Origin of the sequence: Sphingopyxis sp. P1IMeth2, assembly GCF_900185685.1 — a bacterium.
In the GTDB taxonomy this organism is placed as follows: domain Bacteria; phylum Pseudomonadota; class Alphaproteobacteria; order Sphingomonadales; family Sphingomonadaceae; genus Sphingopyxis; species Sphingopyxis terrae_A.
Genome location: NZ_FYAT01000001.1, coordinates 960,235 through 976,568, shown reverse-complemented (window position 1 = coordinate 976,568; position 16,334 = coordinate 960,235). Strand labels below are relative to the sequence as shown.

The window sequence follows — 16,334 nt, the reverse complement described above, 5'->3', positions numbered from 1 at the left end:
CATCGGCCCCATAGATCTCGGCGGCTATGGCTTCGTCGGTCTTGCCGCCCTGCGCGCTGCGACGGGCAGCGCCAGGGCGGCAGGAGCGCCGCGCCAATACCGGGTGAATTGACGCGCGCGAATGCGAGTGGATTGCGCGATCGGCCATCACCGAGCCTTTCGTGACCGCAGCGGGAAAAGCCGATCGGGACCGGCGCCAGGCGCGCGGCCATCGTCCCCCGGCGCGTCCGAACCGGGCGACGATGCAGCGCCGGGGTCATTCTCCAAGCCCCTCGTGAGGACAGCGAAAATATCGGCGCCGCGCCAACCGGGCGCTGGGGGGAGCCGAGCTTCGGCGCGGCGAGCGCGCGAGCCGGCTTCGAGGTCGGGCGCAATCGCTGCGACATAGGCGAGGGTTTCGGCGGGCAATTGCCGGCGCCCGGCGACATAGGCGTCGACGCGCCCGGGACCCGCATTGTAGGCGGCGAGCATCAACCGAAGGTCGTGATAGCGATCCCACATCGCGCGCAGATAAGCCGCGCCGGCGTGGATATTGGCGCGGGCGTCGAAGGGGTCGGGCCCGAGACGATGCCTTTCCGTCAGCATCGCCCATGTCGCGGGCATGATCTGCATCAGGCCCCTCGCGCCCGCTCGCGAGACGGCGCGCGGGTTGCCGCGGCTTTCGGCATGCATGACGCGCCAGATCCATTCCTCGGGGATGCCGAAGCGCCGCGCCGCATCGGACACCGAGGCCGCGTAAGGATGCACAGGCAGCGGCGCTTCGGCTGCCGCCGCGATGCTCGGCACTGGCGCGGCAAGCGCGGCTGCGGCGGCACCCGCGTGAGCGGCGCGGCCCAAGGCGCGCGCAAGAATGATACCGCGAAGATGCGTGGAGCCGGTCATCGATCGGCGGCGCCGCGCGCAAGCAAGGAACGCGCGGCGGCCTTGCTCGCGTCGCGCCGGCGGCCGAATGGCTCGAAGCTGCTCGATATTGCTTCCCCAAATTGGAAGATGGGCGGGATGGAGTCGCGAGGAGCGCCGGCGCGCGGGTCGATCGATGTACCGCGGGTGACGAGCGGCTGCGCCGTGCCGATCAGCCCGGAGACGGGGATCGGCCCGAAATAGCGGCTGTCGAGACTGTCGCGCGCTGCGTTGATCAGGAATATCTCGCCATGCGCGACGGCGCGGCATCCGGTCCAGATGGGGAGCGGCCGGTTCGCCCGGTCGCGCGCCAGCGCGCGGGCGACGCCCACCCCGTCGATCGTCACGAAGGTGCCCGATCGGCAGACGAGCGCGCCGGGGCGTCCGGCGACGCGCTTGAGAAGCGGCACATCCGGCGGCAGATATCCGCGCGCGCCGAGGAAGCGCGCAAGCTCGGGCGGCGGCACGATCGCGACAAGGTCGCCGGTTTCGGGCGCTGCGCCGACATGGATCCAGTAGAGGCCTACCGCCGCGCTGGCGCTTGCATTCCAGAGGAGACGCGGCGCCGGTTCCAGCCAGCAAATGGCGGTAAAGAGCGCGCCGAACAGCGTCGCCGCCGCGGCGCTCGAGCCAAGCATCGCGCGGTTCGCGCGCCTCCGGTCCGACAGCAGGATCGAACATGGAAAAGAAGGAGGCCCGCACATCAGCGCGATCGCTTCCGCGCGGGATATACCGTGCTGATGCCGGGATCGAAGGTCGATGTGCGGCGGCCAAGGTCGACCCAGGCGTCGAGTTCTTCGATCACATAGAGCACACGCCCCCCAACCTTGCGGAAGACCGGTCCGGTTCCGTAGCAGCGGTGCTTCTCCATCGTGCGATTCGAAAGGCCGACGCGTTTTGCGGCTTCGGGGGTCGTGAGAAAGCGCGGCGGGTGGCGGGTTGCCATGGTAAGCTCCTTTCAGACGCCGGATCGAAGAGCGCTGGCCGGCGGGCGGTGTCGGCTCATGGCGTGAAGCATGAGGCTGGGGGGAGCGGCTGAATTCTGCGGCTATTTTTGTCGCACCGCACGGCCCGACAGCAGAGCGCGGTAGCCGCCGGCTGCGAGCGCCTCAGCCTCGCGGATCAGGCGCTGGGTGCGTCGGCGCTCGGGCGATGCCTTCCATACCGCGCCGCGGCCGGTCGCCAGCCGAGGGTAAACGAGCCGACTGGCGATGGCGTGGCTCGTGGCCCTGGTGGCCTGCCGCAGGTCGAGGATCGAGAGGAGAAGGTCGAGCCGAAGCGCCTGGTAAGCAGTCGGACGCGGGACCGCGGCAGGCGCGGATGCGCCGCGCCGCCACCGGTCGAAATCGCTTAGAGCGGCGAGGCGCATCGCGGTCATCGCATCGAAGGGGACGATAGCGGCGAGCGGGCCATCCCGCCGAGCGCCGCGCAGCCAGACCCGGTAAAATGATGCACCGCCGCCGAGGACCAGGTGCGTCCCCTCGGGCCCGCTATACCGGTGCGCAGGTTGCGGCCAGCAGGCCGGATCGAAGCGCGGCGTGGCCGGGATGCCGGGAGACGCCGCATCGAGGATGACGACATAGGGGCAGAGCGCCGCGTCCCAGAAGGCCGGCGCGTCGACGGCCGGCACGCGGGGGTCGAGCGGGAAAGCTGAGTCCCCATCGCCGGGCCATCACCTCCTGCGACCCGGGCCGCGCGTCGCGCTGCGCGATCAGGCGGGCGTACTGGCTGCAATAATCCGGGCTGCGACGAAGAAATTCCTGGGCATAGCCGGGAAAGTCGAGGCGCGGTCGCCGATGCGTTTCCTCTTTCGCCGCTGCCATGCCACCTCCCCGCAAGCCAGCAGATTCGAGGCTGGAGCGGCAAAGGCCAATTCCATGCCAGGGGCATATATATGCCCATTAGTGGGTATCCCGCCCGGCCAGGCCGGGCGTGAGAGCGGCTCAGTCGCCGCGCCTCGCCAGGGCGTTCAATCCGCCGCGCGACTGCCGACTTTAACTCAGAACCCCAAAAGACGGCTCCGTCGCACCGCGGGCGACTTCCGTCGCTTTCATAGAGTGCCTCGCCGGGCGTGACCTACCAATCGCGCTGCGGCCTGCCGCAAACGGGCGCGGTACGGCAAGGCGATTGCGCCAAGCTGCCCGGGGTTGGGTTGTCGATGCTCCCTGCCCCCTTCCGCGCCATCAACTCAGGAGGCCCGCCAACACTCGACGCTCAGAGGTGCGCAGGTGGAGGGCGGGGAAAAAGGGCAACTTATGAAAAAACGAAATATGATGATGGCCAGCTTGCTGGGCAGCTCAAGCGCTGCTTGCGTTCTGTTGCCGGCGAGCAGCTTGTTTTTTGTGGCGCCAGCCTATGCCCAGAGCCAGCCGGCGGCCGATACACCATCGCCCCAAACCGAGCAGCTTGTCGGCGTCGGCGAGGCGGCAGAGACGGGCGAAGAAATCGTCGTCACGGGTTCACTGTTTCGCCGCGCCAACACCGAAACACCCTCGCCGGTTACAGTGCTCTCGTCGACAACGCTCGAGCAGCGCGGTTTCAACACCGTCGCCGAAGCCCTTCAGCGCGTCACCGCAGGCAATGCGGGCACGATGACGCAGGGCTGGAACTCGGGGAACAATTTTGCCGCCGGGGCCAATGCCGTAGCGCTTCGCGGACTGACCGTCCAATCGACGCTCAGTGTGTTCGACGGACTGCGAATGGCGCCTTATCCGCTCGCGGACGACGGCCAGCGCAATTTCGTCGATCTCAACACGATTCCGAACGCCGTCATCGAGCGCATAGAAGTCCTGCGCGACGGAGCGTCATCGACCTATGGCGCTGACGCGGTCGCCGGCGTCATCAACGTCATCACCAAAAAGCAGATCGAGGGCCTGCATGCCAATGGATCGGCCGGGGTTTCGCAGCGCGGCGACGCGGGCGAGGTCCGGTTCGACGCGACCTATGGCTATGGCAGCCTCGCTGATCAGGGCTTCAACGTCTATGTCAGCGGCGAATATCTGAAGCAGGATGCGCTATGGGCCCGCGACCGCGGCTATCCCTACAACACCTCCGACTGGAGCAGAATCTGCAACGCGGCGGGCTCCTGCCTGCCCAACCTCAATCCGAATGGCGTAAGCCCCGACGGCTACTTCAACGGCTTCTCGGCCGTTCCGGGCGTAGCCGCCGTTCGTCCCGTGACGACCGACGGGGCAAGCATCGGCTCCGGCCGCTTCGCCTATCTGAATCCGGCGGCGGGATGCGGACGTTGGGACACCATCCAGGTGACACCCGCGCAGGTCGACGAAGCGGTGACGGCGCCGGCCGACGGCCGTGTCTGCACCTATAATCCGACGGGCCAATATTCGATGCTGCAGCCCGATATTGAACGCTATGGATTCACCGCGCGCTTTACAGCGAACCTCGGCGAGGATCATCAGCTTTACGCGCAGGGCAATTTCTATCAGACCAATACCTTCTCATCGTCGGCACCGCGCAGCTGGACCGATCGTCCGACCGTTCCACGCAGCGGCGCGGTTGTCTATAATGTGATCGCGCCCGTCTATGTCTGCCCCACGGGGGTCGGCACGCTCAACGGCGTGGGAACCGGGTGCAACGCCACCAATGGTGTGCTCAATCCTTACAACCCCTATGCGGGCGCGGGGCAGACTGCCCAGATCCAGTTCATGCCGGATCGTCCAACAACTGACGAGACGTCCGGGCGTTCTCTGCGCGGTGCGATCGGCCTGTCGGGTTCCTTCGGGGACAGCTGGCGCTATTCGGCAGAATTCACGGCGTCTAACGTACAGCTCACCCGCGTCCAGAACGGCTATGCGATTCCGCAGCGGATCATGGACGTCGTTGCGCGCGGGACATTCAACTTTGCCAATCCCGAAGCCAATTCGCAGGCGGTGTGGGATTATGTCATGCCGACGAACATCACGCGATCGGAATCGAACCTGTGGCAGGCCACCGCCAACCTCACCCGTTCGCTGTTCGAATTGCCGGGCGGCACGCTCGAAGCTGCTTTGGGCTTGGCCTATCGTCATGAATCGATCGATGCGCCCAGCGCCAATCCGCAGAACGACGCCCATCCCTATGATCGCTATTATGTGATCAATGCCGTCGGCACATCGGGCAGCCGCAACGTCTTCTCCGGCTTCGGGGAAATCAATGCGCCGATCCTCGATCAGCTCGAAGTCAATCTGTCGGGACGCTACGACAGCTATTCCACCGGACAGAGCAATTTCTCGCCGAAGGTGGGCGTCAAGGTCACGCCGATCCCGCAGATCGCTCTGCGCGGCACCTGGTCAAAGGGCTTCCGCATTCCGAGCTTCAACGAATCCTTCGGTACTCCGACCACCGGCTTCGTATCGCAGGGCGGCGGCACCTTCTGTGCGACCTATGCGGCATTCTGCGCCGCGCATGGCAACAACGCCTATGCCACCTCGCCGTTTTCGGTGGGCCTGACCAACGTCGGCAATCCGAAACTGTCCCCGGAACGGTCCGAAAATATCACCCTTGGCGCAATTTTCGAGCCGATTCCGAACCTGAGTTTCACGATCGATTTGTGGCGGATCAAGGTCCGCGACCAGATCGTCGGCGTCAGCAACATCGGCCCGGTCATCGCTGCCTATTATGCCAACAACGGGGTAGTGAATATTCCGGGCTTCACCGTGACTCCCGGCGTTGTCGACCAAGCAAACCCCAGCGCGCTGCCGCACATCGGCACCATCCTTGCCTCTTATGCCAATGCCAACCGGCAGGAACTTCAGGGTGTCGATCTTGGCGTCAACGCACGGTTCGACCTGACCGACAATCTGCGCCTGACGAGCGCGTTCGAGGCGTCCTATCTCGACAGGAACCATCTGACGCTGGTCGATCCGCTGACGGGCGAAGCCCAGGATCCGCAAAAGTTCGAGGGGACGCTCAGCCCCTGCAACACGACGTCCTGCTCAGGTTCGCCCAAGTGGCGCGCCACGTGGCAGAACACGCTGGCGTTCGGCAATACGACGGTTTCGGTAACGGCTTACTACACCGCCGGCTATCACGTCTCGCAAGTCGATTTCGGCGCGACGCCGGGCGATTGCGCAAGCGCGGTAGATGCGGGTGCAGCGGCCTATCCCGATGGAAGCCCGGTGATGTGCAAGTCGAAGTCGATCTGGAACGTCGATCTGACCGCGTCGCAAAAAGTGAACGACAAATTCACCCTCTATGCCAATGTCCTGAATCTGTTCGACACCACGGCGCCGTTCGATCCGAACGCGGCCTATGGCATTTACGGTTACAACCCGGCGTGGGCGGGCCCGAACATCATGGGCCGCTACTTCCGCATCGGCGCCAAACTCGACTTCTAGGAGTTCGGTACCCAGCAGCTGGGGGGCGGCGTTTATCGCCTCCCCCCTTTTTTTGCACGTAATTAGCGGCGATAGTCTTGCCCGGAACGACGTCTTTCTGATCAATCGCCGGGTGCGCAGATAAATTCGCCAGTCTATTCGGGCCGAAAGCGCGTCAGCCTTCCATCGGCAGCGGCGGATGCGGTCCAGACGACCGCCTTATATTGGAACGCGAGCCTGTACCGCCGCTCACCGTCCGCTTTGACCTCCAGCAATTCCACCGTTCGCAGCGGGCCCATGCCGCGCAGCATCGCGCGCGCGAATGGCGAGACGATACTCGATGCGGCATCCTGCCCGGTCGGAGCGAACGCCGCCGCCGCGCCGGTATCGCCCGCTGCGGCCTTTGTCACCGCGACGCGAATATTTGCCGCGATCGCCGGGCGATCATCCGCGATTACGGGTTCCGGCGCCAATGGCGGCAACAAGGTGTCGATGATCGCCTCTGCGATCAGCGGGTGCAGGACCTGCTGGTTCGTCAGCACGATGACCGTCAGCTTGCGATCCTCGATGCGCCAGATGTCGGCAAGCGCCGGCCCACCGCTATGCCCCGCCAGCGTGACGCCGCGATAGGGGCGCGCGATCCAGCCCAGGCCGAAAGGCGCGCGGCGGCCGTTGGTCAACGTCGCCGCTTTCTCGAGCTCACGGATGCTTTCGGGTTTCAGCACGCGCCCAGCATCGAGACCTGCGAACAGCTTGGAGAGGTCTTCGATTGAAGAATAGAGGCCGCCCGCGCCATATCCTTGCGGTGCAAAGAAGAAATCGCTCGTCGTCAGCCTGTCGTCGCGCAGGCCATAGATCTGGGCGCGTCGCGGCAGCAGGTCGCCGATGCGCACGGTGCCGTCGTCACTCGCATTGGCGAACGCCGTTGCGCGCATATCCAGCGGCTCGAACAACTGCTTGTGCAAAAGCCGCGGCAAGCTGTCGCCGCCCGCTTTCTCCAATATGACGCGCAGCACCGCAAAATCTGTAAATCCATATCGCGCCTCGCTCCCCGGGACATAAGCGAGCGGCGCGGCCATCGTGGTGGTGAGAATGCTCTCAAGCGTCGCATCGCGCGTCGCGCCGCGTTGCTCAGCCAGCCCCGATGTGTGATCGGCCAATTGCCTGACGCGGATGGCTGACCAACTGGCAGGCGCGTCCGGAAGCCAGCGCGTCACGGGGTCGTCGAGACCGAGCTTGCCCTGTTCGGCGAGCCGCATCAGCAGCATGCCGGTAAACATCTTGGTTGCCGAAGCGAGCTGGAACCGCGTGTCGAGCCCGACCGGCGCATACCATTCAAGATTGGCGGTGCCATAGGCCGCGATCTTCACGATCCGCCCCTGCTCGACGACCGCGACCGCCACGCCGGGAATGTGGTTCAATTCCATTTGCCGGCCGACGATCAAGTCTATCGGATCGGGACGGGGCGCGGAAAGCGCTGGGGTGGCCCAGGTGCCGACGGCGGCTGCAAGGAGGAGCGCGAGCGTGCGCGGCACCCTTTTGCTCTTACGCCGGCTCGTGCTGCCCGAAATCCGCATCGCGCATATCCTCTGGTCTTTGGTCGGTTCCTGCCGCGACGCCCGCTATGGTAAAACCGACATCGCGATCAGCAACCTTGATGAATGAACCCGCTCAAACGCCAATGGCACGGTCCGGATTTTCATCCAGACCGTGCTATCGTACCCGCTTGGGGTGGGACTAATCCCCAAGGGGAGAGACGTCAGAAGCGGACCGTGAGGCCTCCCATGACGCTATTGCGCTTCGTGCCCGCGAATTCCCCGGCATATCCGGCCTGGACGCGGACACTGTCGGTGAAGTCGAGACCAAGGCCGACGGCGACGCGCATCGCGGTCTTCTCGCGCTCGATGCCGTTCACCACGATCGCGCTGCCGGCGCCGGTGAATTGGCCCGAGACCAGGACGTCGCCATCGCTCAGCATCTGGCGCACGCCCAGCTGGGCATAGGGCGTGATGCCGATGCCCCCGGTCTGGAAGCGGCCGGACACATTGACAGCCGCCTCACCGAAGAGGCTGCTCCTGCTGCCCTTGTCGATGGTAAGACCGAAATCACCGGCCCCCTGCTCGACCGCCGCGCCGCGGCTGGTGCGGACATAGGTCACGCCCAATTTGGGTGCGATCGACCACGAACCCAGCTGCACCTGATAGTCGACGCCCAGATCGACCACCCAGCTATTAAGGTCGTATTTCGCCTTCGCCTCGCTGTCGGTCACCAACAGCCGGCGATGGGTCTCGGCCTTGCCGCCGCTGACCGCCAGCAGCCCATGGATGCCAAAGCCGCCCAGCGCCGCGTCGGCAAAGACACCGCCAGCCAGCGCATCCATATCGGTCTTCGCACCCAGGCCACCGATCGTCTGATCGCTGTTCAGGCCGCCGAAGAACAGGCCGACCTGCGCATCTTCCCCGAAGCCGTAGCCGACGCCGCCGAAGAAGCCGGTGCGGGTCAGATGACTGTGCGAGGCGCCAGTGTTGCCGCCGCTGGCATTGACGTCGGCACTTCCAGTGAGGAACTGGCCAAAGCTGTATAGCCCGCTATGCCCAGCCTTGGCCGCCTTGGCGCTTTGAGCCCCATCGACCAGCGACAGGCTGTTCTCGATCCCGAGTTGCAGCGCCGAGCCATAGGCTTCGGGCGTGAGCTGGCGGAACGCCGCCTGGTTGACGACGCCTTGCGCGTCGACGAGCACTGGCAGCCCGGCCGTGAAGGCTTGCACGCCATAACCGCCGCGCAGCACCTCGTTGGCATAATCGACACTGGCGTGGATGTTGGTCGGATAGGCATCGTCGTTGAGGAACTCGCTCTGAATCTGGAGCTTGTTGCCATTCTGGACGACGAAGCCGAAGACGTCCGCCGATTTGTTGATCGTCGTGAAGCGGCCGGTGATACCGCCCTGCGCCACGACAAGGTCGAGCGTGTTGCCCGGCGTCCCCTGCAGTACGCCGGTGATGTCGATCGCGGCGCCGTTCGCGATGGTCAGCTTGCCCGAGATGTTGAGCAGGTCGCTGACCGTCGGCGAGACTTCGATGAGCAGGTTGGAACCCGCCGCGAAGTTGACATTGCCGTTGACGGTCATCGTCCCCGGCGATGCGCCCGGCGAGAGCGTGCCCGCCACATTGATGTCGGCGTTCACGATACCCGCCGAGCCAAAGGTCGCGCCATGGGCCACCTCGATCGCGCTGCTCGAGGAGATGACGCTGCCGGCCTGACCGATCAGGCGTCCGCCGGTGATGCTGACATTGTCCCAGCTGCCGGTGCCCGCGATCGAGACCACGCCGCCCGCGACGTCGAACTTTTCGAAGCTGCTATAATTCGATCCGTCGAACGCGGTCGGCGAGGCATAGGTACCGCTGGTGTCGAAACGCAGGCGATCGGTGCCGGCGCCGCCCGTGACGGTGCCCGAGATGCCGTCGAGACCGGTCAGGGTGAGCGTGTCGTCGCCGTCGCCCAGATCGACATTGCCCTCGATCGACCCGGCGACGATCAGCGTGTCCGCCCCCGCGCCGCCCGTAACATCAGCGATCAATTGCTTGCCCGCCAGTATATTGACGGTGCCGTTGTTCAGGAACACGCCGCCGGTGTGGGCGGCGTCCTCGTCGATGCGCAGCTCGCCCGCACCGGACGCTTCCAGCCGCTCGAACCCGCTCTGCTGCAGGCTGCTGAGCAGGCGTGTCGTGCCGGCATTCTGGATCAGCGCCAGCGTGTCATTGCCTTCGCCGCCGGCCACAACGCCCGCGACGGTCGCGCCGCTGCCCAGGGTGAAACGGTTGTCGGCATCGTCGAAGATCACGCCCGACGCGGTAAGGTGGGTGTCCTCGCCAAGTTCGAAATGCCCGCCCTTCACATTCACCGTTTCAAAACTGTAACTGCCGCCCGTTAGCGCCAGCGTCCCCTCGCCTTCGGACACCAGATCCTCGAACGAGATGATCTGCGACGCGACCACCGTGCGGCTATCGGCCGCGCCCGACTGGACGCGGAGCAGATCGCGACCCGCGCCGCCGTTGACAGTGCCTTCGAACTTCACGCCTTCGCCGATGATCAGCTCATTATCGATATCGCCGGTGAAGTTGACCTGCTGGCCCGCACCCAGATCGCCAGTCAGGGTAAGCGGCGATGCGCCCGACACATTCGCGATTTCAAAGCCGTACATGCCCGCGATCGACGATGCACCGGTCAGGTTGAGGTTGAGCGTGTCGGTGCCTGCCCCGCCATCGAGCGCGCCTTCAAGCAGTCCCGAAAGCTGCATCGTCAGCGTGTCGTCGCCGCCGCCAAGCGAAACGCCGCCCGTCAGCGCGCCCTCGATGGTCACGGATTGCGCGCTGTCGTCGCCAATCACGTTGCGAACCGAACCATTGCTGCCGGTGAGCACCAGATTGGCATTTTCGAGCAGTTCGAGATTGTTGTAGGTCTGCCCCGCGTCGAGATTGACCGTCAGCGTGCCCGGGCCATAAGCGCCGAACGAGTCGAAGTTGACCACCGAGCCGGGGATCGAGCCGTTGCCGCCGTCGAGATTGAACACGAAGGTGTTGTTCCCCGCGCCGCCGTCGATCGTTCCGGTCACGGTGCCGCCGCCGCGTGCGATATAGCGATCGTCGCCATCGCCAAGATCGAGATCGCCATCGATCGTGCCCGCGTTGGTGACGACGTCGTTGCCGCCGTTCATATAGACGCTGCCGTCGACCGTGGCGCCGGCCTTCAGCGTCAGCGTGTTCGCACCATTGTTGCCGCCGATATCGCCGCTGAAGGTGACGCCTTCGGCAATGCTGGCGTTACCGCCATCTTCGTTGGCCAGCGACACCGTCGCGCCGTCGCCGAGCAGCAACCGCCGATAGCCGTCGGTGCTCTGGTCGATGTTGAGCATGCCCGCGCCTTCGGCGGCAAGCTGTTCGAAGCCGGTGACATTGCCGGTCGAGCTCAGATTGCGCGTCTGACCCTGCGCCAGTTTGAACGCCAGCGTGTCGGTGCCGTCGCCGCCGTCGACAAGGCTGCTCACATTGCCTGTGCCTTCGAGCGTCAGCTTGTTATTGCCTTCGCTGAAATTGACGCCGCTGGCCGATGACAGCGACGCGCCGTCGCCGATGCTGAGGTTGCCGGCGATGTCGACCGACTCGAAGCTGTAGCTCTCGCCGTTCAGGGCCAGCGTGCCGTCGCCGCCGGTGATCAGACGCTCGAACGAGACCAGCTGCCCCGCGATGATCGTGCGGTTGCTCTCGGCGCCGGTGTTGATTTCGATCGTATCGGTGCCGGCACCGCCATCAGCGCGTCCGTTGAAGGTCGCCTCCGTATCGACGATGAAAAGATTGTCCGCCTCGTCGAAATTGATCGACTGGCCCGCACCCAGCGTGCCCGCGAGCGTCAACGACGCGCTGCCGGCGACATTCACCACTTCGAAATTGAACAGGTCGTTGACCGTCGAGGCCGCAGTCAGCTTGAGATTGAGCGTGTCGGTGCCGGCCCCGCCATCGAGCGCGCCCGACAGCTCACCGCCCAGGTTCAGCGTCAGAACATCGTCGCCGCCGCCCAGTGAAACGCCGCCGGTCAACGCGCCGTCGATCGTCACATTCTGGGCGCTGTCATCGCCGATGACATTTTCGACCGAGCCGTTCGAACCCGTGAGGACCAGATCCGCCCCTTCGAGCAGTTCGAGATTGGTATAGCTCTGTCCCTTGTCGAGGTTGACCGTCAGCGTGCCCGGACCATAGGCGCCGAACGAGCTGAAATTCAGGACCGATCCCGGAATTTCTCCCTCGCTTCCTTCCAAGCGGAAGACGAAGGTGTTGTTGCCGGCGCCGCCGTCGATGTCGCCGGTCACGATCCCGCCGCCCGATGCGATATAGCGATCGTCGCCGTCGCCGAGGTTCACATTCCCCTCGATCCGGCCCGAATTGGTGACGACGTCGTCACCCGCCCCCATGTCGACGTCCCAGCCGATCGTGCCGCTGTTTTCGAGGCTGTCGTTACCGCCGCCCATCGACACGCCGCCCGCGATCGTTCCGGCGTTGACGATCTGTTCGTCCTGGTCGGTTCCGGTGAAGGTATAGCCGCTGTTGCCGCTCGCCGACGAAACGCTGTCCCCGGCATCGACGTGCACGGCGATATTGGCAAGCTGCAGCGAATCGGAGTCGATATTGCCAAAGATCGACACCTTGCCCGACCCTGCGGTGCCCTGCAGCCGGGTCAGCGCCTCGAACCCGAAGAACTGGCCTGCATTGATGCGCTTCGCGATGTCGCCGGTGAGATCAACCGCGATGATATCGTTCCCGTCGCCGCCATAGGCCGACCCGGTCAGGCTGCTGCCGCCGCCGAACACATAGGTGTCGTCGCCTTCGCCAAGCCGCAGATCGCCATCGAGTTTGCCATAATTGCGGAACTGGTCGTCATAATCGCCCAGATCGACATTGCCCTGAATCAGGTTGCGATTGGTGATGCTGTCGGTCGTGCCCACAGTGTGAACGGCGCCGGCCAGGCGGCGATAGGCCTCGGCTACGCCCTGATCCTCGCGGAACAATGTTTCCGCGTGCCCGCGAATTGTTCCGTCATTTTCAAGCTCGAAGGCCGCGCCTGCCGCCCCGTCGCCGCCGACGATAACGGCGCTGGAGCCGGCGCCCATCGCCTCGATGGTGCCGCTGTTGATGACACGTCCCTTGGCGGTGTCGCCATTCAGCCCGATAAGGACGGCCGCGTTGAAACGGACGGTGCCATCATCCGAATTCGTCCATGCGCCGCCATTGGCCGAAATCAGGCCGCTGTTGACCAATGACGACACCAGCATCGGCTGATCGGGATCAAGGCGCGATACGATAAGGACGCCTCGTCCACCCATCCCGTCGACCCGGATTGTACCGCTGTTCACCACCTCATTGTGGGCACTGTCGAGCGAAACGCCGCTCACTCCGCGACCGGTCGTTTCAACCAATCCTTCGTTGCGGAAGCGCAGGCTGTTGTCGACCTCATAGCTGATGTCATAGAGGCGGACGCCGTATTGCTCGTAATCATAGAATGTTTCTTGCGCGCCGCTGTTGCGGATCGTCCCCGTGTTCACGACGTTGGCAAGCGGACCATCGGAGTTCGAGGCATCGAACTGCATCCCCACCGCATGATCATAGTCCGATGTCGTTTCGATCGTTCCCTCGTTGCGGAACTCCAGCGTTTTCACCGAGCTGCCGAGGTCGCCGACATTGAAGAAAACGCCATCGCCGTCGGTCGCGCGGATCAGCGCGGTGTTGAGGAAGCTGGTGACGCCTGCCCGGCCATAGACGCCCTTGGTGCTGACCACATCGGCATTGTTGGTAAAGCGCATACCGCGCGTCACGTTGGCAATGTCGCGCAGATAGACGCCGAAACCATCAGCATTGATCTTCGCTGAGTTGACGACCGAGCCATCGCCGACGAGCATCAGCCCGGCGTCGAGCGTCTGCGACGCCGCGACGGTGACGATGGTATCGGCGCCCGATGCTTCGATCCCGTGCATTTCGAAGCCGCTGTTGCCGTTGCCGAGAATGTCGTTCGACAGCGTGTTGGTCGCACTTGCGGCAAAGGAACGGCCATAGCCGTCGAGACCTTCGCCGCCCTCGATCGTGCCGGTCACGCCATTGGTCGCACCGGTATAGAGGAACATGTCTTCGCGATTACCAAGATCGACGTCGCCGGTGATCGTGCCCGAATTGACCACCATGTCGGTGCCATCGCCGCCCTGAACGGCGATGCGGCGGCCGTCGACCGTGCCGCCAGTGATCGTTCCGGCGCGGGTGCCGCCTTTCGAGAAGTTCCATACGGTATTGCGAAGCACCATCGTGCCGCGCAGGCTTTCGACCGCGGCGCCGGTATTGGCGCTGATGTCGCCGACATTTTCGATATAATTGTCGCCGTTGGCGGCGAGAACGCCGCTGGTGCCACCGATGATGTTGCCAAAACCGCCACTGGCCGCGCCCGTTCCACTGCTATTCTCGGTCAGGATATTATAAAGCTTCCCGTCGTCCAGCCGGACCCCGACGCCGGAGGCATCCGAATTGCCAGATTGCCCGCCCACGCTGATCTTCGTCGAATTGAAGACCCGGCCCGAGCTTTTGATCAGCGTCACGTTCGGGAAAGCCGCATTGGTCGAATTGACCCAGGTATTGGCTTCGAGAAAGATATCCGCATTGCCGCCGACAATCGCGGTGCCTTCCAGAATCTGGACGCGCGAATTATTCCTCAGCCGCAGCGATTCGGCGTTGGTCACGTCGATCAGACCCCTGAAGGTGCTTCCACCACCAACGTCGCCCTCGATAATGAGCGAGAGCTTGCCGTCGCCCCCAGCTCCCTGGTCCTGCGACGTCGACCCCGACAGGACGCGGATCGCCTGCTGTGTTTCCTTGGGCTGATCGGCCGCCGCCACCGAAAAGGTCAGCACGATCGTGCCGTCACCGGCAAATTGAAGCGGCCCGTGACGCAGGTTCATAAATGCGTTGTCGGGAAGCTTCGACGGATCGCTGGGAATGGGCGAGCGCGAGCGATTTTCGAGCGTGAGGACCGTGTCATTCCCCGACGCTTCATAAACCGTTCCGCCGTCGAATGGCGTGCCCGTCGCCGAATCCGCGCGCACGAACTGCTGCGTCGTATTGCCCTTCGGTTCGGTGAACACGACATTCTGCGTCTGGCTGGAATTTGCACGGAGCCACACCGTGTCGCGCCCCCCCGCATCGGTAAGCGGGCCGGTCGTCAGGCCGGTCAGGTCGAGGACGCCGGTGTCGGCATTGACGCGCGAGATGTCGACGACGACCCGGTCGTTGCCCGCGCCCAGCTCGACCGCGACCGGGGCCTGCCCCTCTTCCAGAACGACCGTCTGATCCTGCGCCCGGGCAGACGCCGCCATCATCAGGGGGACGAGCGCGCCGCCGAGCAGAAGCGCGGCCCGGCCGCGGATTGCTGCGCTGCCGCGGCGAGGAGAAAGGGCGGCGGAATTGATACGGTTCACTGGAAACATCCTTCGGTTCGATTGCATTGAAGCTGGACGCGCGCGAGGCGCTCGCCGTGCCGCTAGGATGAAGCGAAGGGTGCAGGCCGCGCTTTTGCGACCGATCCGGACGAGCCAGCGATGAAAATTCCGGCGCAAATTCAAGCAGGAACAGATGAAGGGTGCGCGGATCACCGTCGCGGCAAGCTGCGCACCCTTCTTTCCCGGGGAGGGAAATCAGTTGATGAGGTCGACCAGCAATTGCCAACCGCTCACGTCGTGGCGCCAGATGCGGACATAGTTGCGCGAAGGTTGCGCGCCATCGAAGGTCAATCGACCATATGTGGTTGCCAAATCCTCGGCGCGCGAAACCCGCATACCGAATCTTTGAGCTGTGGAGACGCGCAGATTATCTCCGACGGCGTCGACGGCCGCCGCTTTTGGAACCCTTCCTCGCTGCAGCCGTAAGACGAATCCGTCGTCTGCGAGATGGCCAGGAATTACCGCAGTCCCCTGCGCGATGACTTCCGCATTCAGCGCCGCATCGGCATCGATCACACCCGACGGTCGTCGACGAGGGCCGGGCTGCCCTTGGCGCATAATTGCGACCTCACCCGGCAGACCGGCCGGCGCAGACGCCTTGATCGGCAGCAGCCCATGATCGAGAAGCCAGCCCCACCGGCCATCAGCGCCACGCACCCAGACGGTCAGCGTGTCGCCGTTCATGACCTCGGCACCCTGGAACAGACGATAAGGTCCGGTGGTGAAGCCAAGGTCGCCCGAGAGCGACATGCCCGCGATTGCAGGTTTCCATTCGAGACGCACATCCGGCGTATCGACATTGCCTTGCAGGACTTCGAGCGCTGGCGCCGGGTCGGGCCGCATCAATATGCCATCGGGCGCGGCATGGCGGCGGAACGCTGGTGCGATGCCGATCCGCTGCGCGTCGGCCGCAAAACTGAGCTCAGTCGCGATCATCCGATCGACAGGATCGGCGCCGGGCTCCGCGGCTAAAGCGTATGCGACGACAAGCGGCAGGACGGAAAAGGACAGCGTACGAGTGAATAATCCAACGCCGCTTCGGAATGGGGTGACATGCGCCATTCCCCCAACCGGCCTTACTTTCGCCGCGA

The 16,334-nt window shown here is 64.4% G+C and carries 9 protein-coding genes and 1 pseudogene; 2 read left to right on the top strand and 8 right to left on the bottom strand.

Annotated elements, in window-relative coordinates; all coding sequences use genetic code 11:
- Positions 1-147: 147 nt before the first annotated feature.
- The 5 genes and pseudogenes from P1IM2_RS04615 to P1IM2_RS19040 form a co-directional block, all read right to left on the bottom strand.
- Entirely contained in the window at positions 148-882 is a 735-nt protein-coding gene (locus P1IM2_RS04615; RefSeq protein WP_186401563.1) for a lytic transglycosylase domain-containing protein, read from the bottom strand.
- Positions 879-1,538 carry a S26 family signal peptidase gene (locus P1IM2_RS04610; RefSeq protein WP_186401562.1) on the bottom strand — a complete coding sequence of 220 codons (660 nt, stop codon included), beginning with the start codon at positions 1,536-1,538 and terminating at the stop codon, positions 879-881. The genes P1IM2_RS04615 and P1IM2_RS04610 overlap by 4 nt, the downstream gene beginning before the upstream one ends.
- 65 nt (positions 1,539-1,603) lie before the next feature.
- Positions 1,604-1,846 carry a helix-turn-helix transcriptional regulator gene (locus tag P1IM2_RS04605; RefSeq protein WP_062901505.1) on the bottom strand — a complete coding sequence of 81 codons (243 nt, stop codon included), beginning with the start codon at positions 1,844-1,846 and terminating at the stop codon, positions 1,604-1,606.
- A 102-nt stretch (positions 1,847-1,948) separates the two neighbouring features.
- Complete coding sequence (locus P1IM2_RS18850) at positions 1,949-2,530, bottom strand: DUF2285 domain-containing protein (protein ID WP_260833907.1); 582 nt, start codon at positions 2,528-2,530, stop codon at positions 1,949-1,951.
- A gap of 25 nt (positions 2,531-2,555) precedes the next feature.
- Positions 2,556-2,723 (bottom strand): annotated as a pseudogene (locus P1IM2_RS19040) (transcriptional regulator domain-containing protein); the annotation flags it as partial.
- Between the two features lie 519 nt (positions 2,724-3,242).
- Here P1IM2_RS19040 and P1IM2_RS04595 point away from each other — a divergent pair.
- A complete protein-coding gene (locus P1IM2_RS04595) occupies positions 3,243-6,236 on the top strand; it encodes a TonB-dependent siderophore receptor (RefSeq protein WP_186401561.1) in 2,994 nt (997 codons plus the stop codon).
- A 134-nt stretch (positions 6,237-6,370) separates the two neighbouring features.
- Here the strand turns inward: P1IM2_RS04595 and P1IM2_RS04590 are convergent, their stop codons facing one another.
- The gene (locus P1IM2_RS04590; RefSeq protein WP_260833906.1) at positions 6,371-7,792 is read right to left on the bottom strand and encodes a serine hydrolase; all 1,422 of its coding nucleotides are present in this window, start codon (positions 7,790-7,792) and stop codon (positions 6,371-6,373) included.
- On the opposite strand from P1IM2_RS04590, the gene P1IM2_RS04585 reads away from it, so the two are divergent.
- Entirely contained in the window at positions 7,740-7,880 is a 141-nt protein-coding gene (locus P1IM2_RS04585) for a hypothetical protein (protein ID WP_186401559.1), read from the top strand. The two genes, P1IM2_RS04590 and P1IM2_RS04585, sit on opposite strands and share 53 nt — an antisense overlap.
- A 94-nt stretch (positions 7,881-7,974) precedes the next feature.
- Here P1IM2_RS04585 and P1IM2_RS04580 read toward each other — a convergent pair whose 3' ends face one another.
- Complete coding sequence (locus tag P1IM2_RS04580; RefSeq protein WP_186401558.1) at positions 7,975-15,222, bottom strand: autotransporter outer membrane beta-barrel domain-containing protein; 7,248 nt, start codon at positions 15,220-15,222, stop codon at positions 7,975-7,977.
- A 216-nt stretch (positions 15,223-15,438) separates the two neighbouring features.
- Positions 15,439-16,305, bottom strand: coding sequence for a hypothetical protein (locus P1IM2_RS04575; RefSeq protein ID WP_186401557.1), 867 nt, complete (start codon positions 16,303-16,305; stop codon positions 15,439-15,441).
- Positions 16,306-16,334: the final 29 nt, after the last annotated feature.